We start from the raw sequence: 22190 nt of genomic DNA, 5'->3' as shown, positions 1-22190 counted from the left end.
GCTTATGCTGGGCGGTGCAGCTGGTTCGCCAGGCGCGGTCGTGAGGAGCCCCGAAGACCACCGCCCGGCGTCGAAGCATCCGCGGTCACGAGACCACGGGGGTGAGAGGGAACCCGGTGAGAATCCGGGACTGTCCCGCAGCGGTGAGTGGGAACGACCGCCGTCACATGCACTGGACCGAGAAGGTCTGGGAAGCGACGGCCAGTAGGTTTCGGCGCTGTCCGAAGTGTCCACGAGTCCGAAGACCTGCCGACTGTGTCGGGCACGCCGTGCCCGACGGTCCACCGCCTCGAGGAAAAGGCGAGTAGATCAGCTCGGTACTTCGTGCTGCCCCGTTGGCGGACGCACACCAGGGGCTCGGTCTGTTCTCGTCTGCCGGTGGTGGCCATCCACGCTGTGAGCAACTGGAGAACACCGTGACATTCGCTTTCACCGCAACCGTGCTGGGCTCCCCGCGCATCGGGCCCCGGCGCGAACTGAAGAAGGCCGTCGAGTCCTACTGGGCCGGGAACCTCGACGCCGCCGCACTCGAGACCGTGGCGAAGGATCTGCGCAGGCAGACCTGGACCGAACTGGTCGACGCCGGCATCGACTCCGTGCCGGTCAACGTCTTCTCGTACTACGACCAGATGCTGGACACCGCCGTCATGCTCGGCGCGCTGCCGGAGCGGGTCGCCGGGATCGACAACGCACTGGACCGCTACTTCGCCGCCGCCCGCGGCAACGCGACCGTGACGCCGCTCGAGATGACGAAGTGGTTCGACACCAACTACCACTATCTGGTCCCCGAGATCACCCCGGACACCGTCTTCACGCTCGACCCGTCGAAGGTGCTCGGCGAGGTGAACGAGGCACTGGCGCTGGGTGTTCCGGTCCGACCCGTCGTGATCGGACCGGTCACGTTCCTGCTGCTGTCCAAGTTCGAGGGCGGAGCTCCGCTGGATCGCCTCGACGAGATCGTGGCGCTGTACGCCGATCTGCTGGCGCGTCTCGAGGACGCGGGCGTCGAGTGGGTGCAGATCGACGAGCCGGCCCTGGTCGCGGACCGCACCGACGCCGAGATCGCCGCGGTCGGCGCGGTGTACAACCGCCTGTCGGCGCTCGATCGCCGTCCGGCGATCCTGCTGGCGTCGTACTTCGGCGACCTGGGTCCGGCGCTGCCGGTACTCGCCGAGACCGGTGTCGAGGGGCTGGCCGTGGACCTGGTCGCGGGCTCGCTCGATTCCGTGATCGCGACCCCGGGCCTCGAGCGCAAGCACGTCGTCGCCGGTGTGGTCGACGGCCGCAACATCTGGCGCAATGATCTCGACGGTTCGCTCGACGCCCTCGAGGCCCTGCGCGAGCGCGCCGGTTCGGTGGCCGTCTCCACGTCGTGCTCGCTGCTCCACGTCCCGTACACCCTCGACGGCGAGGACGGCCTGGATCGCGCGCTGCGGTCGTGGCTGACCTTCGGTGCCGAGAAGATCAAGGAGGTCGCCACACTGGCTACCGGCGTGCAGTCGGGCCGCGACGCCATCACCGCCGAGCTGACCGACGCCCGCGCAGCGGCGGCCACCCGCGTAGCCGACCCGCGTCTGCACGACGAGGCGATCCGCGACCGGCTCGCCGCACTGTCCGACGCGGACCGTCGGCGCAGCCCGGCCGCCGAGCGTCGTGCGGCCCAGTCCGCGGTGCTGCCGCTGCCCCCGCTGCCCACCACCACGATCGGCTCGTACCCGCAGACCACCGCCATCCGGGTCGCCCGCGCGGCGCTGCGCAAAGGCGAGATCGACGACGCCGAGTACGTGCGGCGGATGCAGTCCGAGATCGCCGATGTGGTTGCGTTGCAGGAGAAGCTGGGCCTGGACGTGCTGGTGCACGGCGAGCCCGAGCGCAACGACATGGTGCAGTACTTCGCCGAGCAGCTCGACGGCTTCTCCGCGACCGTGAACGGGTGGGTGCAGTCGTACGGCAGCCGCTGCGTGCGTCCGCCGATCCTGTTCGGCGACGTCCGCCGTCCGCGGCCGATGACCGTCGACTGGACGTCGTACGCACAGTCCCTCACCGCAAAGCCGGTCAAGGGCATGCTCACCGGCCCGGTGACGATCCTGGCATGGTCGTTCGTGCGCGACGACCAACCGCTTGCGGAGTCGGCCGATCAGATCGCGCTCGCGATTCGGGACGAGACGGTCGACCTCGAGAAGTCGGGCGCACAGGTCATCCAGGTCGACGAGCCGGCGCTGCGCGAACTGCTGCCGCTGCGCGCGGTGGACCAGCCGGCCTACCTGGACTGGGCGGTCGGGGCGTTCCGGCTGGCGACGTCGGGCATCGAGGACTCGACGTCCGTGCACACCCACCTGTGCTACTCCGAGTTCGGCGAGGTGATCGGGGCGATCGCCGGCCTGGACGCCGACGTCACCTCGATCGAGGCCGCTCGCTCGCGCATGGAGGTGCTCGACGACCTCAACGCGGTCGGCTTCGACCTCGGTGTCGGGCCGGGCGTCTACGACATCCACTCGCCGCGCGTTCCGTCGGTCGACGAGATCGCCGGGTCGCTGCGGGCCGCGCTCAAGGCGGTGCCGTCCGAGCGCCTGTGGGTCAATCCGGACTGCGGCCTCAAGACCCGCGGGCCCGTCGAGGTGGAGGCGTCGCTGCGCAACCTCGTCGAGGCGGCGCACGTGGTGCGCGCCGCGATCTAGGTAGCTCCGGGCGCACCCCCGATCCGACGGGGGTGCGCCCGGACACCCAGTTACGGCAGGCTCACCTTCTGCGGCACAGACCTCCACCGCTTCAGCTCGGTCTCCCCCGACCAGCAGGTCAAGTTGTTCTTCTCCCGCACCGACAGCGAGCCCGAGGTGCCGCCGCGACCCGATGACGACGACATCATGACCTGGCACCGCACGTATCTCGCGATGCCCGACGACATCCGTCCGTGGATGCGCGCCTACACGATTCGCGCGCACCGCCCGGACGTGCAGGAGATCGACATCGACTTCGTGCTCCACGGCGACGAGGGGCCGGCGTCGGCATGGGCGGGGCAGGCCGCGGCCGTCGGCTGAGCGACCGCCTCAGTCGTTCGTCAAACCGGCCCGGCGCCGGGTGGACTCGGTGATCGCGGACCAGTCCTGGTCGGCCTGCCCGTGCGCGAGCGCGTCGAGGAACACATTCTCGAGCGCGCTGCCGAACAGCAGGCCGATCCGGGCATCGCGCGCCTCCGACAGCGCCAGTCGAACATCCTTGAGGCCCAGCGTGAGCCGGAAACCGGCGGGCTCGTAGTTGCGCTGCGCGATCATCTTCCCGTAACCGCCGTAGACGCCGCCCGGGAAGAGGCTGTCGTTCATGACCTCCATCAACAGCTCGGGCGAACCGCCCACCTTCTCCGCCACCGTCGTCGCCTCGGCCATCGCCTGGATCGCGTTGGCGATCAGATAGTTTCCGAGGATCTTGACGACGTTGGCCTGCTTCGGATCGTCACCGATCCGCCACGTCCGACGCCCGATCACCGCGAGCAGCGGGGCCACCTCGTCCACCGCGGTGGGATCACCGGCGGCGAGCACCGTGAGCTCTCCCGCCTCGGCGACCTCCGCCCGGCCGAACACCGGCGCGGCGACGTAGCGGATCCCCCTCTCCCCCAACGCCGATACCGCCTCCGTCGACATCCCCGGGCTCACGGTCGCCAGATTGACGTGCACCGAACCGGGCTGCGCGGCCTGCAGCGACGGCACCGACAGCACCGCGTCCGCGAACGCCCGGTCGTCGGCGAGTGAGCTGAACACCACCGGCTGGTGCAGCGCATCCGACACCGCCGACACTTCGGTGGCTCCGTAGTCGACCACACCCGCAGCCCTACCGGGAGTGCGATTCCACACCTTCACGGCATGTCCGGCGCGGGCGAGATTGCGCGCCATCGGTTGCCCCATCGTGCCCATGCCCAGAAATCCGACGTCCACGGCAGACTCCTCGCGATCGAGAAACGCGGTAACACGGCTCGGTCCACTGTAACGCGCGCTGCAGCGCCGGGGCTCCCCGATCGCGCGCACCCCGCGGTCAGGGCCGAACGCAGCAGTTCGGGTCCAGCACCACTCGCAGCGCGTCGAGCGCCTCGGCCTGTGCACGGTAGAAGACATTCATGCCGCGGCGGGTGCGCTCGACCATCCCGGCCTTCTTGAGCTGGCCGAGGTGATGACTGACGGTCGACTCCGCGAGGCCGACACCGGTGGCCAGGTCGCACGTACACACCTCGCCGCCGTCCGCGGTGAGCAGGATCGACATGAGCTTGATCCGGACCGGGTCGGCGAGAGCCTTCAGCCGCAGTGCGAGTTGCAGCGCCGCCTCGTCGCCCATCGGGCCCGCCGAGACGGGAGCGCAGCAGATCGGGGCACTGACATCGACCATCGGCAGCGTCTTGGGCATGACAACGATCGTAACCACTTACTTGACTTATGTCGAAAAGGTGGGCACTCTCGAAGTCGGTAATTCGATATATGTCGCATAAGTGGAGGCTGTCATGTCACGCGCCCAGCTCGCTCTCAACGTCGACGACCTGCAGGAGGCGATCACGTTCTACTCCAAGCTGTTCGGCACCGAGCCCGCGAAGGTCAAGCCCGGCTACGCGAACTTCGCGATCGTCGAACCCCCACTCAAGCTGGTACTGCTCGAAAATCCGGGCAAGGGCGGCACCCTCAACCACCTGGGCGTCGAGGTCGAGTCCAGCACCAAGGTTCACGAGGAGATCGCCCGACTGACCGGCGAGGGCCTGTTCACCGACGAGGAGATCGGCACCACCTGCTGTTTCGCCACGCAGGACAAGGTGTGGGTCACCGGTCCGGCGGGCGAGAAGTGGGAGGTCTACACGGTCCTCGCCGACTCGGACACCTTCGGCTCGAGCCCGCAGCATCCGTCCAACACCGACAGCGGGGTGTGCTGCGGCACCTCTGCCGACGAGGCGCCGGCTGGCGAATCCCCCTGTTGCTGAACACGTATCGGACCGGATCGCATCACCGCCGGTTTCCCTGGACCTAGCGGACCTTCTCGAGTTCGTCGAGGCATCGCTCGGCTCGGCTCACGATCTCGTCGATCAACTCGGCCACACTCGGAAGATCGTCGATCATTCCGACCACCTGACCGGAGGCGAGGACGCCCGCGCGAGCGTTGCCCTCGACGAGCCCTGCCCGCAACAGCATCGGACTGTTCGCCGACATCATCAGCTGGGACAGGGTGCGATCACCGGATCGCACCATGGTGAGGCCTTCGGCGATCATCGATCGCCACGAGATGCCGGTCAGCTTCCGGAACCTGACGGTGTTGACGGCCGCGTGCGCCAACGCGCGGGCGCCCCGGGTGCGTTCCAGTGCATCGACGAGTTCGGTGCGCAACACCCGGTGCGGGATCCCGTCGACCTTCGTCGTGACGACGGTGTCATTCAGCCCACGGGCCAGATACTCCCGTTTCACGGACTCCGGGACGGTGCTCTCCTTCGTCAGCAGGAATCGCGTCCCCATCGCGATACCCGAAGCACCGCAGGCCAACGCGGACGCGAGACCGCGGCCGTCGAAGAAGCCTCCCGAAGCAATCACCGGTATGTCCACGGCGTCCAGCACCGAGGGCAACAGAAGGCTGGTGGCGACACCACCTGTGTGGCCACCACCCTCGCCGCCCTGCACGATCACCGCATCTGCACCCCAACGCGCCACCTTCTCGGCGTGGCGCGCGGCGCCGACGGACGGAATCACCACCACGCCGGCCTCTTTGAACCGAGCGATCATCTCCTCGCGCGGGGCCAACGCGAACGACGCGACCCGCACGCCCTCGCGGATGATCAGGTCGACCCGCTTCTGTGCATCCTCGGCGTCGGCGCGCAGATTGACACCGAACGGAGCATCGGTGCGCTCCTTGACATCCCGGATCGCCGTGGCCAGTTCGTCGTAGGTCATCGTCGCCGACGCGAGAATGCCGAGCCCGCCGGCCCGAGCGGTCGCGGTGACCAGTCGGGATCCGGACACCCACCCCATGCCGGTCTGCACGACCGGATGCTCGACGCCGACCAGTTCGGTGATCCTCGTCTTCAGTGTCACGACCGCACCCCCTCAGCCACCCGAACGCGCACGTCCGACCCGATCACGACTGCACGGACAAGCGTGAGCATCCCATCCCCCTCGATCTCCCAAAGCAAGCACTTGCTTGGTAAGGTAGCAGAGGTTTGGTCGTGCACCGGGATCAATGGACGACTTGGGCTATCCCGGAAGCAGTTCGGCGATCAGCGCCTCGACCCGGGCCCGAATCTCGTCGCGGATCGGGCGCACCGCGTCCACGCCCTGCCCGGCCGGGTCGTCGAGCATCCAGTCGCGGTAGCTGACACCGGGGAACACCGGGCAGGTGTCGCCGCACCCCATCGTGATCACGACGTCGGAGGACTCGACGGCGTCGGGCGTGAGAATCTTCGGGCTCTGCCGCGAGATGTCGATGCCGACCTCGGCCATCGCCTGGACGGCAGCGGGATTGACCGACTCGGCTGGAGCCGAGCCCGCCGACCGCACCTCGATCCTGTCCCCCGCCAGGTAGACGAGGAACGCTGCGGCCATCTGTGATCTTCCGGCGTTGTGGACGCAGACGAACAACACACTCGGGGTCGTGGACACGAATCAGGACTCCTTCCGGGCTGCTGCGGGCACGTGCCCCGCGAAACGTGTGCGGAGCGCGAGGGACACGTAGACGAGGCCGACCAGCACGGGCACCTCGATCAGAGGCCCCACGACACCGGCCAGCGCCTGACCGGACGACGCCCCGTACGTCGCGATGGCCACGGCGATGGCGAGCTCGAAGTTGTTGCCGGCAGCGGTGAACGCGAGCGTGGTGGTGCGCTCGTAGCCCAGACCCATCGCGGCACCGAGGGCGTAGCCGCCGCCCCACATGATCGCGAAGTACGCCAGCAGTGGCAGCGCGATCCGCACGACGTCCAGGGGCCGGGAGGTGATCTGGTCGCCCTGCAGCGCGAAGAGGATCACGATGGTGAACAGCAGACCGTAGAGGGCCCACGGGCCGATCTTCGGCAGGAACGTCGACTCGTACCACTCGCGCCCCTTCGTCTTCTCCCCGAAGTGACGGGTGAGGAATCCGGCGAGCAGCGGGATGCCCAGGAAGATCAGCACCGATTTCGCGATCTGCCACGGCGAGGTGTCGATCGTGGTCTGCTCGAGTCCCAGCCAGCCGGGCAGGACCGACAGGTAGAACCAGCCCAGGACGGCGAACATGAGCACCTGGAACACCGAGTTGATCGCGACCAGGACGGCGGCGGCCTCCCGGTCGCCGCAGGCGAGGTCGTTCCAGATGATGACCATCGCGATGCACCGGGCGAGTCCGACGATGATCAGGCCCGTCCGGTACTCGGGCAGGTCGGGCAGCAGCAGCCAGGCGAGGGCGAACATCAGCGCCGGCCCCAGCACCCAGTTGAGCAGCAGGGAACCGATCAGCATCTTGCGGTCGCCGGTCACGGTGTCGAGGCGGTCGTAGCGCACCTTCGCGAGCACCGGGTACATCATGATCAGCAGGCCGAGCGCGATCGGCAGCGAGATCCCGTCGAGTTCGACGGCGCCGAGCGCGTCGCCGAGCCCCGGGATCATCCGGCCCAGCAGCAGGCCGACGACCATCGCGACGCCGATCCACACCGGCAGGAAACGATCCAGGGTCGAGAGCCTGCCGACCACGGCGGGCTGCGGGACGCTGGTCGCCCCGCTCACGCCGTGACCTCCGCACAGGCCCGCGACGGCCCACCCTGCGCCACGAGTACCTCCGACAGCTGCCGCAACGCAGCGGGAATCACCCAGTAGTACACCCAGGTTCCGCGGCGTTCGCAATCGAGCAGCCCCGCCTCGCGCAGCACCTTGAGATGGTGCGAGATGGTCGGCTGCGACAGGTCGAACGTATCGGAGATGTCGCACACGCATGCCTCGCCGCCGGCGTGACTGGCCACCAGGCTCAGCAACCGCAGCCGCACCGGGTCACCGAGCGCCTTGAACATACGGGCCAGGTCACCGGCCCGGTCCTCGGTCAGTGGCGTGCGCGCGAGCGGCGAACAGCATGCGTCGCCCGGATCTTGATTCGACATCCTTCAATATTGACAGATATCGAATCAGACATTCAACCGGTCAGCGCCTGAAGTGGGGGTGGTCACGACGCCGGCGGGTACGGCAGCAGATGCAGACCCGCTCCCGGCTGTACGAACTGCTCGAGTACGAGCGCTACAACGAGTTCGATTCCGGAGTCTTCAACTTCATGCTCGGAGGGAACCAATGACGAATGCAGTCCCGACGATCTGCGAAGGCCTGGCCGGCGTCGTCGTCGACACCACCGCGATCTCCAAGGTCGTACCCGAGACCAACTCGCTGACCTACCGCGGTTACGCGGTCCAGGATCTCGCCGCGAACTGCAGCTTCGAGCAGGTCGCGTACCTCCTGTGGAACGGCGAACTGCCCTCGGACGCCCAGCTCGAGCTGTTCTGCCAGCGTGAGCGGGCGGCCCGCCGCGCCGACCGGTCGCTGCTCTCGCTCGTGGCGAAGATGCCGGACAACTGCCATCCGATGGATGTGGTCCGCACGGCGATCAGCTTCCTCGGCGCGGAAGACCCGCAGGAGTGGGACAACTCGCCGAAGGCCAACCGCGAGAAGGCGCTTCGCATGATGGCGGTGCTGCCGACGATCGTCGCGGCCGATCACCGTCGCCGGCACGGCCTGGATCCGATCGCCCCGCACAGCCACCTCGGGTTCGCCGAGAGCTTCCTGGGCATGTGCTTCGGTGAGATCCCGGAGCCGGAGATCGTGAAGGCGTTCGAGGTCTCGCTGATCCTGTACGCGGAGCACAGCTTCAACGCGTCGACCTTCGCCGCCCGCGTGGTCACCTCGACGCTGTCGGACATCTACAGCGCCGTCACCGCCGCGATCGGCACCCTTAAGGGCCCGCTGCACGGCGGTGCCAACGAGGCGGTCATGCACGACATGATCGAGATCGGTGAGCCCGAGCGCGCCGAGGCCTGGATGAGGGACAAGCTGGCCCGCAAGGAAAAGGTCATGGGCTTCGGGCACCGCGTCTACAAGAACGGCGACTCGCGCGTCCCGACGATGCGTCAGGCATTCTTCGATGTCGCCGCGAAGACCGATGGCGAGAAGTGGGTCCAGATGTACGAGATCCTCGAGCGCACCATGAACGAGGCCACCGGACTCGAGCCCAATCTCGACTTCCCCACCCGGCCCGCCTACTACCTGATGGGCTTCGACATCGAGGTCTTCACCCCCGTCTTCGTGATGAGCCGCATCACCGGATGGACCGCGCACATCATCGAGCAGGGCGAGTCCAACGCCCTGATCCGACCGCTCAGCGAATACACCGGCGTGCCACAGCGCTCGGTGGTGGCCTGACCGTCGCAGCACGAGAATCGGCTCGGTGCCTGGGCCGTCCAAGCGTGTGGGACTACAGGTCCTGGCCGCGCCGTCCGACGGTGATGCCGAAGGCCAAAATTGCACCGAGCAGGGCCGCGCCGGCGGCGACCATGAAGCCGACGAAGAAGCCGTCCGAGCTGTACACCGGGCCGGCGGGACCGACGGTGATCACATGCTGGGCCAGCAGGGCGAAGCCCACCGACGACAGCATTCCGCCGAACATCGACTGGGACAGTCCGGTGAAGTTGGCACCGATCGCGCGCTGGTCGGCCGGCAGGGCCATCATCACCAGATTCGGGATGGCGGCGTAGATCATCGAGCCGAAGCCGATCAGGCCGTAGCCGAACACGACCTGCCAGGCCTGGTCCGGGGTGGTGGCGAGCAGGGCCGCGCCCAGGGCGATGAGGACCGATCCGCCGATGAGGTGCTGACGGAAGCCGATTCGCTTCGAGGTGGCGCCGACGAACACGCCGCCGAGGACGATCAGGATGCCACCGGGCAGCATCCACAGCGCCATGTCGGTGACCGACAGACCGAATCCGTAGTCCGCCGCCTCCTTGGGCGTCTGCAGCAGCATCGGGATCAGCGTCGCTGTGAGCGTCGTTGCGCCGTAGGCGATACCACCCGCGAGCAGCGTGATGCCGACCTTGCGGCTGGCCAGAACATCGATGCTGATGAGCGGCTCGGGGCAGCGACGCTCCCAGACCACCCATGCGACCGCGAAGATGACGGTGACGGCAAGCGTGCCGAGCGTCTTGCCGCTCAGCCAGCCCCAGCCGGCACCCAGCGACAGCGCCAGCATGACGGTGAACAGGGCGACCGTCAGCAGGAACGCGCCGAGCCAGTCGACCGAAACCTTTGCACGCAGCGGAGTTTCCGGGACGAAGAACAGAGTCAGGAGGCCGCCGACGGCGCACAGAGCGAAGGAGAACCAGAAGACCGAGGACACGTCGGTGCGATCGAGCATGAAGCCCGAGATCAGCGGGGCGACGACGGTGACGACACCGACGCCGGTGTTCGCGATGCTGATGGACATCGCCTGCAGGCGGGCCGGGAAGATGTCACGGATCAGCGAGTAGCCGAGCGCGGTGAAGGCGAAGCCGACACCGGACAGGAAGCGGCCGACCAGCAGGATCGGGAAGGTCGGCGCGATGGCCGAGATGAGCGCACCGAGGCTCGCGATCGCCGCGGTCACCACGAGAATGCGCTTCTTGCCGTAGACGTCGGCCAGCTTGCCCAGGATCGGGGACGCGATAGCGGCGGCGAGAACGAGTGCAGTCATGACCCAGACGACCTGCGTCGTCGAGTACTTCACGGCAATCTTCGGCAGTGCGGGGGTGAAGAGGGCGAAGGCCAGTGCCGCCTGCTCGGTAAGCAGGACGAGGATCAGCAGAACGCGGATCCAGTACCCGGTCGAGCCGCCGGGATCACCGGCGTCCCGCACGGGGGCTTCGTCGCCCTTTGAGACGGTGACTGACATTTCCTACCTACATTCCAGTCGTGTGCCCAACAGTGACCGCAAGCACGTTAGGAGGTGAGACGCGACTCACCTCCATCGTTTCCCGGTGAGCGGAAAAGTGTTCCGAATCGAAAGACTCACCTCAGGGATGTCCGCCCGAACACTCGGACATCCGAACGGGCCGGCGGCCGTCACGCGAGGGAAATCGCCTGCTGCAAACGGTAATTCACCACCTGGACTGGGCGTGAGCTTCGGCCCGACGTGGGGCTGGACGGCCACCTGCACACTCGGCCTGCTCGTCGGCGGCGTGGCACCGCTGGTCGTGTGGGTCCTGACCAGCCTGCGCGGCCGTGAGCCGCTGATCGACCTCCGGTTCTTCCGCGAGGGTCCGATGCTGAAGATCTGCTCCGCGGCCGGCATGGGCTACGGCTCCGGCATCGACGCCAAGCAGTTCGCAATCCTGCAGGCCCCCATCGGCGTCGGCAGCGTCATCGGCGGCCTGGCCGTCGGACGCATGATCCGCACCGTGAACCCGGCGATAACCAAGTTCGTCGGCGTCTCGCTGATGCTGGCCGCATCGATCCTCACCGCGTTCTGGCACACCGACAAGGCGCCCCTGCTGGTGTGGGTCCTGATCTTCGGCCTCGGCATGGGCGCGTTCACCGCGTCGATCCCGAATCTGGTGATCGCGTCGGTGCCCGCATCGGTGCAGGCATCGATGTCGTCGATGGTCCAGGTGTCCCAGTCGCTCATCTCCTCGGTGTTCCCGGTCGTCGCCTTCGCGGTGCTCAACTCGCACGTCGCGACCGTCGTGGACGGCTACGCCTTCTGCACCGACACCCCTCCCCCCGACGCCGGGGCCGCCCACCGCGGCCCCGGCGTCGTCGTCTGCGTACACACAGCGCGCGATGCAACGAATTCCGCGAGGGCGCTGGAGCGCCGCGCCTCACGCTGATACAGTTCGCATCACTTGATTGAACGCTTGCTCAATATACTCGGAACGCGTACCCATGGAGGTTCAGAACGTCATGACGACGGCAGATGCAAGCTCCCCGATCGCAGTCATCGACCGCGTCGCGTTCCTACTGGACGCGTTCAGGGAAGCGGAACGACTGACGCTCTCGGAGCTGTCGCGTCGCACCGGGTTCCCCAGGTCCTCGACACATCGCATGCTCCTCCAGCTCGTTCGGATCGGGTGGATCCGTCGCCACGGGCATGCATACGAACTCGGCATGAAGATGCTCGAACTCGGCTCGCTGGCACAGCACCACGACCGCGTACACCAGGCAGCACTGCCCGTGCTGCACGAACTGCACAACGCCACCGGCCTCGTCGTCCACCTCGCGGTACTCGACGGATCCGACGCGCTCTACCTCGAGAAGATCGGCGGGCGATTCACGCTCTCGGTCCCCTCCCGCGTCGGCGGACGCCAGCCCGCGTACCGCACCGCGATCGGCAAGGCACTGCTCGCGAACTCGCGCGTGGATGCCGAAACCATTCTTCCCGAGTCGATTTCGGGGCCCACACAGAACTCGATCAGCGATCCGGCGCGCCTGCGGATCGAACTCGCCCGCATCCGGGAGCAGAGCATCGCGCACGATCGCGACGAGACGACCATCGGAGTCTCCTGTGTCGCAGCAGCTATCGGAGACGGTAAGAACGCGGTCGGTGCGATCTCGGTGTGCGGACCGACCAAGGGCATGAACAGCTCGGCACTCGTCGCACCGGTGCGGATGGCCGCGCTCGCGACATGGCGGCACATGACCAGCAGCCGCACGCTGCGACCCATCCCCGCCTGACCGACCACCCTCAGTTGTCATTCGCCCGCCGGCGAGGGTGATTTCACGCCGAGACAGCAGCGACGACGCTGTCGGGAATGACGATCGCGCGTTTGAGAATCTTCCCGGTGGCGCCCTTGGACAGTTCATCGACCAGCCAGATGTGGCGCGGATACTTGTAGGGGGCGACGCGCTCGCGGACGAAGGTCCGCAGTTCCTCGGGCGTAGTTCGCGAGCCGGGCCGAAGTACGACGGCAGCACCGACCTCTTCGCCCAGGGCGTGTGCGGGAATGCCCATGACGGCAGCCATTTCGACGTCGGGGTGTTCGTAGAGGACTTCTTCGATTTCGCGTGGATAGATGTTGAATCCGCCGCGGATGATCAGGTCCTTCTTCCGGTCCATGATCCAGTAATAGCCGTCGGAGTCGACCCGGCCGAGGTCGCCTGTCCGGAACCAGCCGTCCGAGAGCACTGCTGCGGTGGCGGCGGGCTGACGCCAGTAGCCCTTCATCACGTTGTGGCCGTGCACCGCGATTTCTCCGACCTCCCCAACGCCCAGTTCACGCCCGTCGTCGCCGAGCACACACATGCTGATGCCGGCGATCGGCGTACCGATACTGCCTGCTTTGCGCAGCGCATCCGGATGGCTGAAGCACGCCACCGGCGAGGTCTCCGACAGCCCCCAGCCTTCGAGGATCACCGTGTCGAACTGCTCCTCGAAGGCGTGCAGTGTCTCCACCGGCAGCGCCGCGCCGCCGGACACGCAGACCCGTAGCGCGCTCAGGTCGTAGTCGCCACGATCGGGATGCGCGAGCAGCGCGGCGTACATGGTCGGCACGGCGGCGAAGACGGTGACGCGGTCCCGGGTCAGGACCTGCAGTGCATCGGTGGCGTCGAAACGGGGCAGAAGAGTGAGGCATGCGCCGTGAGCGATGGCCGAGGTCAGGGTTACGGTCTGCCCGAACGCGTGGAACAACGGCAAGCCTCCGAACACGACATCGTCCTCGGTCAGCTGCAGCAGGCTGGTGCTCGTGACCTGCTGATTGCGCATGAGGTTGCGATGGGAGAGCTCAGCGCCTTTCGGCTTGCCGGTGGTGCCCGAGGTGTAGAGGATGACCGCGGTGTCCGACGGATCTCGGAGCGCAACGGCGCCCTGATGCTCCTGCACCGGCGACCGGTTCACGAATGAATCCGGATGCACCGTCAGGCATTCGACGTCAGCGAGCGCCGCACCGGGGATCGATTCGGCGGCGTCGTGCCAGGCGAGCAACAACGCTGCGGTGCTGTCGGCGAGTTGGTGGGCGACTTCGCGGGGTTTGAGCAGCGGATTCATCGGTACCACAATCGCGCCGGATCGCAGGATCGCGTAATAGGCGATCGCGAACATCGGAACATTCGGCACCATCATCGCGACGCGCTCGCCCGACCGAACCCCGCGCTCGCGCAGTTCGAGCGCCAGTGCGGCGCTGGCTGTCTCCAATTCGGCGTAGGTGAGTTGCTGCTCGCCGCAGATCACCGCGATCCGGTCTGGATGCCGTCGGGCCGAGTCCGTCAGCGTGGTTGCCAGATTCGTCACTTAATCTCCCTGCCGATCGATCGGTTGTCGCTGAGAATCGCCTAACTATCGATCCATCTCGCGTACGATGTCAACCGATCGATCGGTAGGCAACCGGTCGGAGCAGAACGAAGGAGTCCGAGGTGGATATGTCAGTGTGGAAACCGCGGCGGGTGGCATCAGTGCCCGTGGAACTACCCGAGGGCGTCGCGTCTGCCGGAACGCGGGGGACGATACTTCGAGCCGCGCTGGCACTCTTCGCCGAATCCGGATACAGCGCGGTATCCATCCGCAAGATCGCCAACCAGGTCGGGATCACCTCGGCGAGCCTGTACGCGCACTACCGATCCAAGGAACAGATCCTGGCGGAGTTGGTGCTGATCGGGCACCGCGCGCTGCACGCACGGCTGACGAACGCACTCGCTGCCGCCGAGCCCACAGCGGTGGCCCAGCTGTCGGCGCTGGTACGCGCGCATGTGCTGCTGCACACCGATTTCCCCCTGCTGGCCGTGGTGACGAACTCAGAGCTACACGCGCTACCTGAAGAAGTGGCCGCGCCCGCTTTGGAATTGCGGTCATCGTGCAGCCGACTGCTGGTCGATGCGCTCGAAATCGGCGTCGCCGAAGGCGTCTTCCGAATCGAGAACCTCCAACTGGGTGCGATAGCCATCGGCGGGATGGCCATGCAGGTAGCTCAGTGGTTCGGGCCGGACGAGCCGTTCACCCCGGACGAGGTGGCCGACAATTATGTGCGTTACGCCCTGCGCATCGCCGGAGCGGACGAAGGAGCAGTGCGATGACACGCGCCGCGCAGAGTGCTGTCGTCACCACCACCGACGGAGCGGTACGCGGCCGGACGGATCCGACCACGGGTGTGGTCTCCTTCAAGGGAATTCCCTACGCAGCTGCACCGGTCGGTGCACGCCGGTTCGCTCCACCCCAGCTATGTCCCAGGTGGGACGGAGTGCGAGACGCGAGCGAGTACGGACCCACCGCACCGGCCTCCCCCTATGCACCTCCCTATGATGCGCTGATTTCCGAAGTGTTCATCCCGGGCGAGGACTACCTGAACCTCAATGTGTGGACACCGGATCCGAACGGCACGGCGCCGGTGATGGTATGGATCCACGGTGGTGCGTTCACCAACGGCTCCGGTTCGACCACCGCCTACGACGGCACCGCATTCGCCCGCGACGGTGTCGTGCTGGTGACCATCAACTACCGGCTCGGCGTCGACGGGTTCGGACAGCTACGCGGGCAGGTCACGAATCTCGGCCTGCGCGACCAGATCGCGGCGTTGCGCTGGGTTCGCGACAATATCGCAGCGTTCGGCGGCGACCCCACGGCTGTGACGGTATTCGGCGAATCCGCCGGCGCCATGAGCATCGGAGCGCTACTCGCCTCCCCACCAGCCGAAGGCTTGTTCCAGCGCGCAATCCTGCAGAGTGGCGCGGCCCACCACACGATACGGCCCGAGACCGCCGAGCGGATCTCGGAAGAACTGGCTTCCCTGCTGGGGATTTCGCCAACCCAGGAAGCCCTCGCCGCTGTGCCCGCGGACCGGGTGCTGGCCGCCCAGCAACAGTTGCGGGCCGCGGTGTCAGCCGACCCGAATCCGCAACGGTGGGGTGAGGTGACGCGAAACCTCATGCCGTTCGAGCCCGTGGTGGACGGCGAAGTGCTCCCGGTAACGCCGCCCGAAGCGATAGCGGACGGCGCGGGCGGCGACGTCGACGTGCTGATCGGATGCAACACCGAGGAGTTCCGCTACTTCCTGGTTCCGGTCGGCGCGATCGACGCGGTCACAGCCGAGCTGACGCATGGCGCGGTTGCCGCGTACGGGCTCGACCCCGATGTCGCACTGCCGGTTTACCGAGAAGCCGATCCGAATGCAGGTCCCGGAGACCTACTCGCGGCCGTCGGCACCGACTGGTTCTACCGGATACCCGCCATCCGGCTGGCAGAGGCACATGCCGACAACGGCCGGGGACGCACCTACGCCTACGAATTCGCTTGGCAACCACCGACCTTCGATGGCCGACTGGGCGCTTGCCATACCGCCGAGATCCCGTTCGTCTTCGACAACCTCGGCCTCGAGGGGTTCGAGAACGTGGTGGGAGCACGCCCGCCGCAGGATTTGGCCGACACCATGCACGCCGCGTGGATCGCATTCGCGACACACGGTGATCCCGGCTGGGCGCCTTACACCGTTCGTGACCGAGCAACTATGCGCTTCGATACCGTCTCCGCCGTGCAGACGGATCCGCATGCACAGCGACGGCAATTGTGGAGCGGCATCCGGTGACCACGGCTGCCTGATCGAAGCGGATGTCACCCCGCCGAAGGCCATGCCTTCGACGGGGTGACATCCGCCATGCGCAGCGCACACAGTGCCTCCAGCGCGGGACTCGACCGTCAGCCCGGGATCTGCCGGGCCAGATCGTTGCGGTCGAAGTCCGAGAACTGCTGGGTGTCAGTGCAGTACCCGCAGCTCGCGCCGAAGAACTCGGTGCGGGCGTTCGGATCGTCGAGTAGCCAGTACCGCAGCCACGCCGTGCTCGGTCCGCGCATATCGCCGCCGGTGATCGATGTGCCGAAGTGCGTAGCGTCGCGCAGTTCCAGATACTCGGCGGGCACGTGGTCGGCGTCCTCGTACATCGCCCGCACCACTGCCGGCCAGACGATTGCGTCGGCCTCACCTGCGAGATAGAGAACGGGCTCGTCGATGAGGTCGACATCGTTGAGCGGGCCCGGCTGGATCGCGACGGCGGTGTCGACGCGGTCGTCGATCGCGGCATTGATCGCTGCCGAACCGCCCTGTGAATGCCCTACCGCACCAATGTGTTCCAGGTCGACCTTGCCGAAGAAGACACTCGATGGGTTGGCTGCCTTGCCTGCGATGAGGTCAATTCCCGACCGCATGGTGACGGCGAAGTTGCTCGCCGGGGTATTGGCGGCGACCACGATGAATCCGTGGCTGGCGTAGTGGCGCAACAACGAGGCGTACGCACCGGGGAGCACGCCGGTCCCGTTCCCCCAAATCACCACGGGGTGCTTCTCGCCGCGTGCGCCGAGCTCACCCGGGTAGTACAGAGTATGTACCAGCCCGATCGAGACGTTCGGCGTGTACGGCCCTGCACCCGCCCAGTCGTGCCCGACGCTCGGGATGCCGGGCGTCTCGGCGGCCGCCGTTCCGGCCGGGCCCGTGAGCCCGAGTGTCGCGCACAGCGCAACCGTCGTTGCAGCATTCGCGAACAGATTGAGGGATTTTCGCATGAAGGTCTACCTTTCGAATTTGATCGGCACGGTCAGTCGGCGAGACTGGACCGCATACGAATTGAGTCCACATCCACCCGACGGCTAGCGAGGTAGATGAAACCCGCGGTCAGTGCGAGCATCAACGGCACCAGGTAGAGCGCGGAGTTGAGACCCTGGCCTGCGAACTGCGCGACGCCCTGCACGCCGGCGCTGTGTGCCGCACGTTCGGCGAACCAGTCGGAGATGCCGCCGACCACAACCGGTCCGGCAAATCCTCCGAGTAGGTACATCGCGGCGAAGAACAACGCGGTTGCGGTGGCACGTAGCTGCGGAACGACAACGTCGTGAATCGCGGGATACACGCTGATGTAGAAGCCGTAGGCGAGCAGCCAGCCGAGCGAGAACAGCAGGGCGAACAGGAATACGCTGCCGCCCTTCTGCATCAGCGCCAACGCGGTGAGCGGCGCCGCGACGGCGCTGGCGACGACGCCGATCATCAGCCGGGACCGCGGCGAGGTGGCCGAGGCCCGGTCGGCGTAGCGAGCCCCGAGCAGCAGGCCGAACAACCCGGTGAGCCCGACGATGACGCCGGTGACGACGGCCGCGGACGTCAGTTTCAGTTCGTACTGTCGCATCAGGAGCGGGACTGTGAAGGAGTTGACCGCATAGGCCGCAAAGTTGAAGGTCAGGCCGGCGAGGATCAGCCAGCGCAGGGTCGGGATCGACAGCAGGAGGCGGATCGGACGCCGAATCGCGCCTGATTCGGTGATCGAGACCTGCTCAGCACCACCGCGTTCGGGATCGCGCATCCGAAGCATCACGAGCGCGAGGATGACGCCCGGGACCGCGGCGACGAAGAACGGTGCCCGCCACGAGTCGAAGGCCTCGGCGATCCTGCCGACCGTGAAGTAGGCGAGCATCAGCCCCATCGGGAGTCCCAGCATGAAGATACCGACGGCACGAGAACGCCTATCGGCCTGATAGAGGTCGCCGATCATCGAGTTCGCGGCTGGGGTGAAGGCGGCCTCTCCGACACCGACGCCGAGTCGGACGAGGACAAAGAGCATGTAGTTGCCAGCGGCCCCGGTGGCTGCGGTCAGACCACTCCACACAAGCAGTCCGACACCGATGATCCCCGGGCGGTTTCCGCGGTCGGCAAGGCGCCCGAGTGGCAGTCCCGCGATCGCGTACACAACGGTGAAGGCTGACGTGATCAGGCCCAACTGCAAGTCACTGAGGGCGAATTCGTGCTTGATCGGCTCGGCGACGACCGAAGGGATCGACCGGTCGAAGAAGTTGAGGAGGTTGGCGAGGAACAGGGCGACCAGCGCCCCGCTGAGTATTGTGGTGCGGCCGGTGTCCGGGGCAGGGGCGCCCGTCACGGTTCGAGGCAGCGACATGGGAGTCCTCAGTGTCGAAGGGGAAGGGTGGCGTGTAGGCCGAAAGGGCGGATCAGCGGATCTGTTCGGCGACGTAGGCGCCGATCGCCTGCATACCCAGTGCGGTCGGGTGCAGTGGTACAGCGGATTCAGCGGGCACGACGCCGGCATAGTGCGCCCGGCTCACGTCGGCGCAGATGTCGTGCCCGGAGGGCACCGTTCGGATATCGACGAATGCCATTGCACGGGAACGTGCCTGGGCCGCCATGGCATCGTCGACGGAATCGATGACGTTCTGCAGGTAGTCAGCGTCGCGCGGCCACATCGGTTGCCGGTCTGGGCATCCACCCGGGTGCGTGTAGGTGCCGTAGCCGACGACGACGATCTCGGCGTTCGGCGCGTGTGCCCGGATCTCGTCGAGCGCCGTTCCCCACTGCGGGGCGACCTGGTCGACGAGCGGGCGCTGCTGGTCGACACCACCGGCGGTGAACGCGTCTGCACACGAGGTGCCGTACCGCTCCGGAAGCGGATTGAGGCAGCGGGGTGCAGTGGTGACCAGATTGATGTCGTTGGCGCCGATGGTGACGGTGACGAGGTCGGTGTCCGCGCTCAGCGCTTCTAGCTGGATCAAGGAACGCACGGCGGACACCTCCTTCGGTCGGCGGGCAGGCTCACTGTGGTCGGACTTGTCGATTTCGGAGTGATGCGTATTACATATTCACCGGAAAGCGACAGGTCGTCGTTGTTTGAGCAAACCGACTATCGGAGGAGTGTTGTGCCTGTGGACAAACCCATCGCCATCGGTGGCCGACCGATAGCCGATCAGCTCGCCCAGCGCACCCACACAATCGTGGCGGCGACGGTCGAGTTGGTATGGAGGCAGGTGCCGTTCTATCGGTCACTGCCCGAAGAAGCAGTACGCAGCGACGTCACGGTGATCATCCGGTGCAACTTCGAGGTGCTCATCGCGAGCCTGCGGTCGTTGCAGACGACGGACGACGAGGGATTGATGCGGATCCGCGCGTCGGCGCAGCGGCGGGCAGAGGAACTGGTTCCGCTCGCGGAGGTGCTGCACGCGTATCACCTCGCTGTCGATCACTGGTGGAAAGTGATCGGTGACCTCGCCGGCCCCGAGGACACCACTGACCTGTCGCGGGCCGGAACGCTGCTGCACAGGCACCTGCTGGCAGCGACAACCGCGGTGCTGGCAGGATACGGCTCCGATCCAGCGGTTCACGGCGAGGAGGACTCAGCGCGGCGAGACTTGTTCCTGGAGTTGACGTCCGGCCCGAATACCACGGGGACAGCGGAACGGTTCGGTATCGACCTTCCCCGCTTGTACTGGGTGCTGTCGCTCCACGTCGAACCCCATCCGGACGAGCGGTCGGCCGGTATCGACGCGGTGGTGGCAGAACGTCGTAAGGTTCGGCGATTACAGCGCGAGTTGGACAACGTCGGCCGCGACAACGCGTTGAGCATGCTCACGAGCAGTGGCGGCGGTGTCCTGATCCCGATTCTCGAGCCCACCCCTGGGGTGGACGACTGGCAGGACAGCGCACAGTACGCGCAACTGAGTCGGAACCTGCGGGACATGGAGCGGACGATCGGTGCCGCGGTCCTGACGGCAGTGTCGGTGGCAGCGCCACAGAAGGTGCCACAGGCATACGAGCAGGCTCGAGAGATCCTCGACGTCGCCCGCCGATGCGGGCGCGGCAACGGCACCGTGCGACTCCGGGACGTCGCGCTCGAATATCAGCTCACCCGGCCGAGCGCAGCGACGCCGCTGCTGGCAGACCTTCTGTCACCGTTGCAGTCCAACCCGGTCGTGCTCGAAACGCTGGAGTCCTACCTCGACACCGGCTGCGACCGCTCCGCCGCGGCCGCTGCGTTGCACGTACACCCGAACACGGTGGCCTACAGGCTGCGAAAAGTCGCTACCCTCACCGGCTTGGACGTCGGGACAGCACCCGACCTGGTGCGTCTCGTTGCGGCGGTGGCGGCGAGACGGGCGACGGATGCGACTCAGACGGCTCGGGTTTCGAGAACCGCACCCTCGCTGTAGATCTTCACCGCTCCCCCACCGAACCTGAAAACTCCTGCGCCCCTACCGAACAATTCGGCAGGGGCACAGGCGTTGCAGTCGGCAGACCTAGACGTCCGCGACCAGCTCGACGGGCTTGACGCCCTTCGCGACGTTGTCCGCGACCACGTCACGCCAGTTCTCCTGTGCGCGGGTGGTGTCGACCTCGAACTCGAACCGCTTGGTCATGTCCTCGGTGACGTCCTCGACGTCGACGTAGAACTGCTGGTACCAGCGACGCAGCTGGTAGACCGGGCCGTCTTCCTCGGTCAGCAGCGGGTTCTCGATCCGGCTCTTGTGGTTCCAGATCGCGATGTCCTGCTTGAACTGGTGCTCGACGCCCTCGGTGAACTGCTCCGCCATCGCCTTGGCGTCCTCGTCCGACAGACCCTCGGTCCGCTTGACGACGGTGCCCCACTGCAGCAGGAACGAGTTGTTCGTGATCGGGTAGTGGCAGTTCGCCAGCTTGGTCTCGACCTTGATGTCGCCGGCAACCGTGTAGACGGTGTCCAGCATGAAGGACGGACCGAAGTACGAAGCGTCCGAGATCGTCTCGGCCTCGGCCATACCCAGCTGGACGCCGGTCTGGATGTCGTCACGACCACCCGAGCGCATCACCTGGGTCGCGACGTGACCCTCGAAGATGTTCTTGAAGTAGGTCGGGATCTGGAAGTGCACGTAGAAGAAGTGCGCCATGTCCACCACGTTGTCGACGATCTCGCGGCAGTGCGAGCCCTCGACGTAGTAGGTGTTCCAGCTCCAGTCGCTCCAGCCGCCCTCGTCGAAGCCCTCGATCTGCGGGATCGTGACGTCGGCCGGCGGCGGGTTGCCCTGCGGGTCGCTGTACACGAAGAACAGGCCGTTGCGCTCGAGCTTGACCCACGCCTTGGTCTTGGCGACCGGGGGAACGCGGCGAGCGTAGGGGATCTCCGTGCACTTGCCCTTGCCGTTCCAACGCCAGTCGTGGAACGGGCAGGCGATGTTGTCGCCCTTGATCTCACCCATCGCGAGGTTGCCACCCATGTGACGGCAGAACGCGTCGAGAACCTGGAGCTCGCCCTTGCTGTCCTCGAACACGACCAGGTCGGTGCCGAAGATCTTGACCTGGTGCGGCTTCCCGTCGCGGAAATCCTTGGCACGGCCGATGCAGTGCCAGCCACGCGCGAAACGATCGGGGTTCTTGCCCGCCTCGATCTCCCGAACCTCGACGTCGTCGGCGATCTCGGTCATCTTGCCTCCTCAAATGATGTGTTCGCGTGCTCGCCCTTGTG

The 22190-nt window shown here is 66.6% G+C and carries 21 protein-coding genes, 1 pseudogene and 1 riboswitch; of the genes and pseudogenes, 10 read left to right on the top strand and 12 right to left on the bottom strand.

The features are described 5' to 3' along the window. Positions 1-82: 82 nt before the first annotated feature. Positions 83-252: riboswitch (cobalamin riboswitch) on the top strand. A gap of 164 nt (positions 253-416) precedes the next feature. Further along, complete coding sequence (metE, locus tag HUN07_RS05605; RefSeq protein ID WP_174908409.1) at positions 417-2678, top strand: 5-methyltetrahydropteroyltriglutamate--homocysteine S-methyltransferase; 2262 nt, start codon at positions 417-419, stop codon at positions 2676-2678. A gap of 21 nt (positions 2679-2699) precedes the next feature. Then, complete coding sequence (locus HUN07_RS05600; protein ID WP_174914463.1) at positions 2700-3038, top strand: siderophore-interacting protein; 339 nt, start codon at positions 2700-2702, stop codon at positions 3036-3038. A gap of 9 nt (positions 3039-3047) precedes the next feature. On the opposite strand, the gene HUN07_RS05595 is transcribed toward HUN07_RS05600, so the two are convergent. Together HUN07_RS05595 and HUN07_RS05590 are read right to left on the bottom strand one after the other, a co-directional pair. Next, positions 3048-3929 (bottom strand): NAD(P)-dependent oxidoreductase, encoded by an 882-nt coding sequence (locus tag HUN07_RS05595; RefSeq protein ID WP_174908408.1) that lies wholly within the window; start codon positions 3927-3929, stop codon positions 3048-3050. 97 nt (positions 3930-4026) lie between these two features. Continuing rightward, positions 4027-4392: an Rv2640c family ArsR-like transcriptional regulator gene (locus HUN07_RS05590; protein ID WP_114720912.1), complete on the bottom strand. Its 366-nt coding sequence runs from the start codon at positions 4390-4392 to the stop codon at positions 4027-4029. A gap of 94 nt (positions 4393-4486) precedes the next feature. Between HUN07_RS05590 and HUN07_RS05585 the strand changes: the two genes are divergently transcribed. After that, positions 4487-4954 (top strand): ArsI/CadI family heavy metal resistance metalloenzyme, encoded by a 468-nt coding sequence (locus HUN07_RS05585; protein WP_174908407.1) that lies wholly within the window; start codon positions 4487-4489, stop codon positions 4952-4954. A gap of 43 nt (positions 4955-4997) precedes the next feature. Here HUN07_RS05585 and HUN07_RS05580 read toward each other — a convergent pair whose 3' ends face one another. From HUN07_RS05580 to HUN07_RS05565, 4 genes are all read right to left on the bottom strand, one after another. Continuing rightward, complete coding sequence (locus HUN07_RS05580; RefSeq protein WP_217487186.1) at positions 4998-6053, bottom strand: NAD(P)H-dependent flavin oxidoreductase; 1056 nt, start codon at positions 6051-6053, stop codon at positions 4998-5000. Between the two features lie 159 nt (positions 6054-6212). Next, the gene (locus HUN07_RS05575; RefSeq protein WP_174908406.1) at positions 6213-6617 is read right to left on the bottom strand and encodes an arsenate reductase ArsC; all 405 of its coding nucleotides are present in this window, start codon (positions 6615-6617) and stop codon (positions 6213-6215) included. A 3-nt stretch (positions 6618-6620) separates the two neighbouring features. Further along, on the bottom strand, positions 6621-7715 hold the full coding sequence (arsB, locus tag HUN07_RS05570) for an ACR3 family arsenite efflux transporter (protein WP_174908405.1): 1095 nt from the start codon (positions 7713-7715) through the stop codon (positions 6621-6623). Next, positions 7712-8083 (bottom strand): ArsR/SmtB family transcription factor, encoded by a 372-nt coding sequence (locus tag HUN07_RS05565; protein ID WP_114720905.1) that lies wholly within the window; start codon positions 8081-8083, stop codon positions 7712-7714. The genes arsB and HUN07_RS05565 overlap by 4 nt, the downstream gene beginning before the upstream one ends. Positions 8084-8169: 86 nt before the next feature. Between HUN07_RS05565 and HUN07_RS05560 the strand changes: the two are divergent. Together HUN07_RS05560 and HUN07_RS05555 are read left to right on the top strand one after the other, a co-directional pair. After that, a pseudogene (locus HUN07_RS05560) lies at positions 8170-8271 on the top strand (methylisocitrate lyase); the annotation flags it as partial. After that, positions 8268-9389, top strand: coding sequence for a bifunctional 2-methylcitrate synthase/citrate synthase (locus HUN07_RS05555; RefSeq protein ID WP_174908404.1), 1122 nt, complete (start codon positions 8268-8270; stop codon positions 9387-9389). The pseudogene HUN07_RS05560 and the gene HUN07_RS05555, both read left to right, overlap by 4 nt. A 52-nt stretch (positions 9390-9441) precedes the next feature. On the opposite strand, the gene HUN07_RS05550 is transcribed toward HUN07_RS05555, so the two are convergent. Beyond that, positions 9442-10890 carry an MFS transporter gene (locus tag HUN07_RS05550; RefSeq protein WP_174908403.1) on the bottom strand — a complete coding sequence of 483 codons (1449 nt, stop codon included), beginning with the start codon at positions 10888-10890 and terminating at the stop codon, positions 9442-9444. A gap of 223 nt (positions 10891-11113) precedes the next feature. Between HUN07_RS05550 and HUN07_RS05545 the strand changes: the two genes are divergently transcribed. Both HUN07_RS05545 and HUN07_RS05540 read left to right on the top strand, forming a co-directional pair. Further along, positions 11114-11824, top strand: coding sequence for a hypothetical protein (locus HUN07_RS05545; RefSeq protein ID WP_174908402.1), 711 nt, complete (start codon positions 11114-11116; stop codon positions 11822-11824). Positions 11825-11897: 73 nt separating this feature from the next. Beyond that, positions 11898-12668 carry an IclR family transcriptional regulator gene (locus tag HUN07_RS05540; RefSeq protein WP_114720897.1) on the top strand — a complete coding sequence of 257 codons (771 nt, stop codon included), beginning with the start codon at positions 11898-11900 and terminating at the stop codon, positions 12666-12668. Between the two features lie 43 nt (positions 12669-12711). Here HUN07_RS05540 and HUN07_RS05535 read toward each other — a convergent pair whose 3' ends face one another. Further along, positions 12712-14223 (bottom strand): long-chain-fatty-acid--CoA ligase, encoded by a 1512-nt coding sequence (locus HUN07_RS05535; RefSeq protein ID WP_174908400.1) that lies wholly within the window; start codon positions 14221-14223, stop codon positions 12712-12714. A 152-nt stretch (positions 14224-14375) separates the two neighbouring features. On the opposite strand from HUN07_RS05535, the gene HUN07_RS05530 reads away from it, so the two are divergent. Continuing rightward, positions 14376-15002: a TetR/AcrR family transcriptional regulator gene (locus tag HUN07_RS05530; RefSeq protein WP_217487185.1), complete on the top strand. Its 627-nt coding sequence runs from the start codon at positions 14376-14378 to the stop codon at positions 15000-15002. Then, complete coding sequence (locus HUN07_RS05525; protein ID WP_174908398.1) at positions 14999-16507, top strand: carboxylesterase/lipase family protein; 1509 nt, start codon at positions 14999-15001, stop codon at positions 16505-16507. The genes HUN07_RS05530 and HUN07_RS05525 overlap by 4 nt, the downstream gene beginning before the upstream one ends. A gap of 110 nt (positions 16508-16617) precedes the next feature. Here the strand turns inward: HUN07_RS05525 and HUN07_RS05520 are convergent, their stop codons facing one another. From HUN07_RS05520 to HUN07_RS05510, 3 genes are read right to left on the bottom strand one after another with little or no spacing between them, the layout of a single operon-like run. After that, entirely contained in the window at positions 16618-17478 is an 861-nt protein-coding gene (locus HUN07_RS05520; RefSeq protein ID WP_174908397.1) for an alpha/beta hydrolase family protein, read from the bottom strand. Between the two features lie 32 nt (positions 17479-17510). Next, positions 17511-18860 (bottom strand): spinster family MFS transporter, encoded by a 1350-nt coding sequence (locus HUN07_RS05515; protein WP_174908395.1) that lies wholly within the window; start codon positions 18858-18860, stop codon positions 17511-17513. A 52-nt stretch (positions 18861-18912) separates the two neighbouring features. Further along, positions 18913-19479, bottom strand: coding sequence for a GDSL-type esterase/lipase family protein (locus tag HUN07_RS05510; RefSeq protein ID WP_254622809.1), 567 nt, complete (start codon positions 19477-19479; stop codon positions 18913-18915). A gap of 36 nt (positions 19480-19515) precedes the next feature. Between HUN07_RS05510 and HUN07_RS05505 the strand changes: the two genes are divergently transcribed. Beyond that, positions 19516-20901: a PucR family transcriptional regulator gene (locus tag HUN07_RS05505; RefSeq protein WP_254622808.1), complete on the top strand. Its 1386-nt coding sequence runs from the start codon at positions 19516-19518 to the stop codon at positions 20899-20901. Between the two features lie 87 nt (positions 20902-20988). Here HUN07_RS05505 and HUN07_RS05500 read toward each other — a convergent pair whose 3' ends face one another. Then, positions 20989-22149, bottom strand: a complete 1161-nt coding sequence (locus HUN07_RS05500; protein WP_174908393.1) for a Rieske 2Fe-2S domain-containing protein — start codon at positions 22147-22149, stop codon at positions 20989-20991. Positions 22150-22190 lie beyond the last annotated feature (41 nt).

Origin of the sequence: Rhodococcus sp. W8901 (assembly GCF_013348805.1) — a bacterium.
In the GTDB taxonomy this organism is placed as follows: Bacteria; Actinomycetota; Actinomycetes; order Mycobacteriales; family Mycobacteriaceae; genus Prescottella.
The sequence above is the reverse complement of the archived record's forward strand: the minus strand, read 5'-3'. Positions and strand labels throughout refer to the sequence as shown.

Excerpts from the sequence above, each read along its gene's own strand:
- HUN07_RS05590 (WP_114720912.1), bottom strand. The coding sequence starts at position 4,392 with ATGCCCAAGACGCTGCCGATGGTCGATGTCAGTGCCCCGATCTGCTGC.
- HUN07_RS05585 (WP_174908407.1), top strand. The coding sequence starts at position 4,487 with ATGTCACGCGCCCAGCTCGCTCTCAACGTCGACGACCTGCAGGAGGCG.
- HUN07_RS05565 (WP_114720905.1), bottom strand. The coding sequence starts at position 8,083 with ATGTCGAATCAAGATCCGGGCGACGCATGCTGTTCGCCGCTCGCGCGC.
- HUN07_RS05555 (WP_174908404.1), top strand. The coding sequence starts at position 8,268 with ATGACGAATGCAGTCCCGACGATCTGCGAAGGCCTGGCCGGCGTCGTC.
- HUN07_RS05550 (WP_174908403.1), bottom strand. The coding sequence starts at position 10,890 with ATGTCAGTCACCGTCTCAAAGGGCGACGAAGCCCCCGTGCGGGACGCC.
- HUN07_RS05540 (WP_114720897.1), top strand. The coding sequence starts at position 11,898 with ATGACGACGGCAGATGCAAGCTCCCCGATCGCAGTCATCGACCGCGTC.
- HUN07_RS05525 (WP_174908398.1), top strand. The coding sequence starts at position 14,999 with ATGACACGCGCCGCGCAGAGTGCTGTCGTCACCACCACCGACGGAGCG.
- HUN07_RS05520 (WP_174908397.1), bottom strand. The coding sequence starts at position 17,478 with ATGCGAAAATCCCTCAATCTGTTCGCGAATGCTGCAACGACGGTTGCG.
- HUN07_RS05515 (WP_174908395.1), bottom strand. The coding sequence starts at position 18,860 with ATGTCGCTGCCTCGAACCGTGACGGGCGCCCCTGCCCCGGACACCGGC.
- HUN07_RS05500 (WP_174908393.1), bottom strand. The coding sequence starts at position 22,149 with ATGACCGAGATCGCCGACGACGTCGAGGTTCGGGAGATCGAGGCGGGC.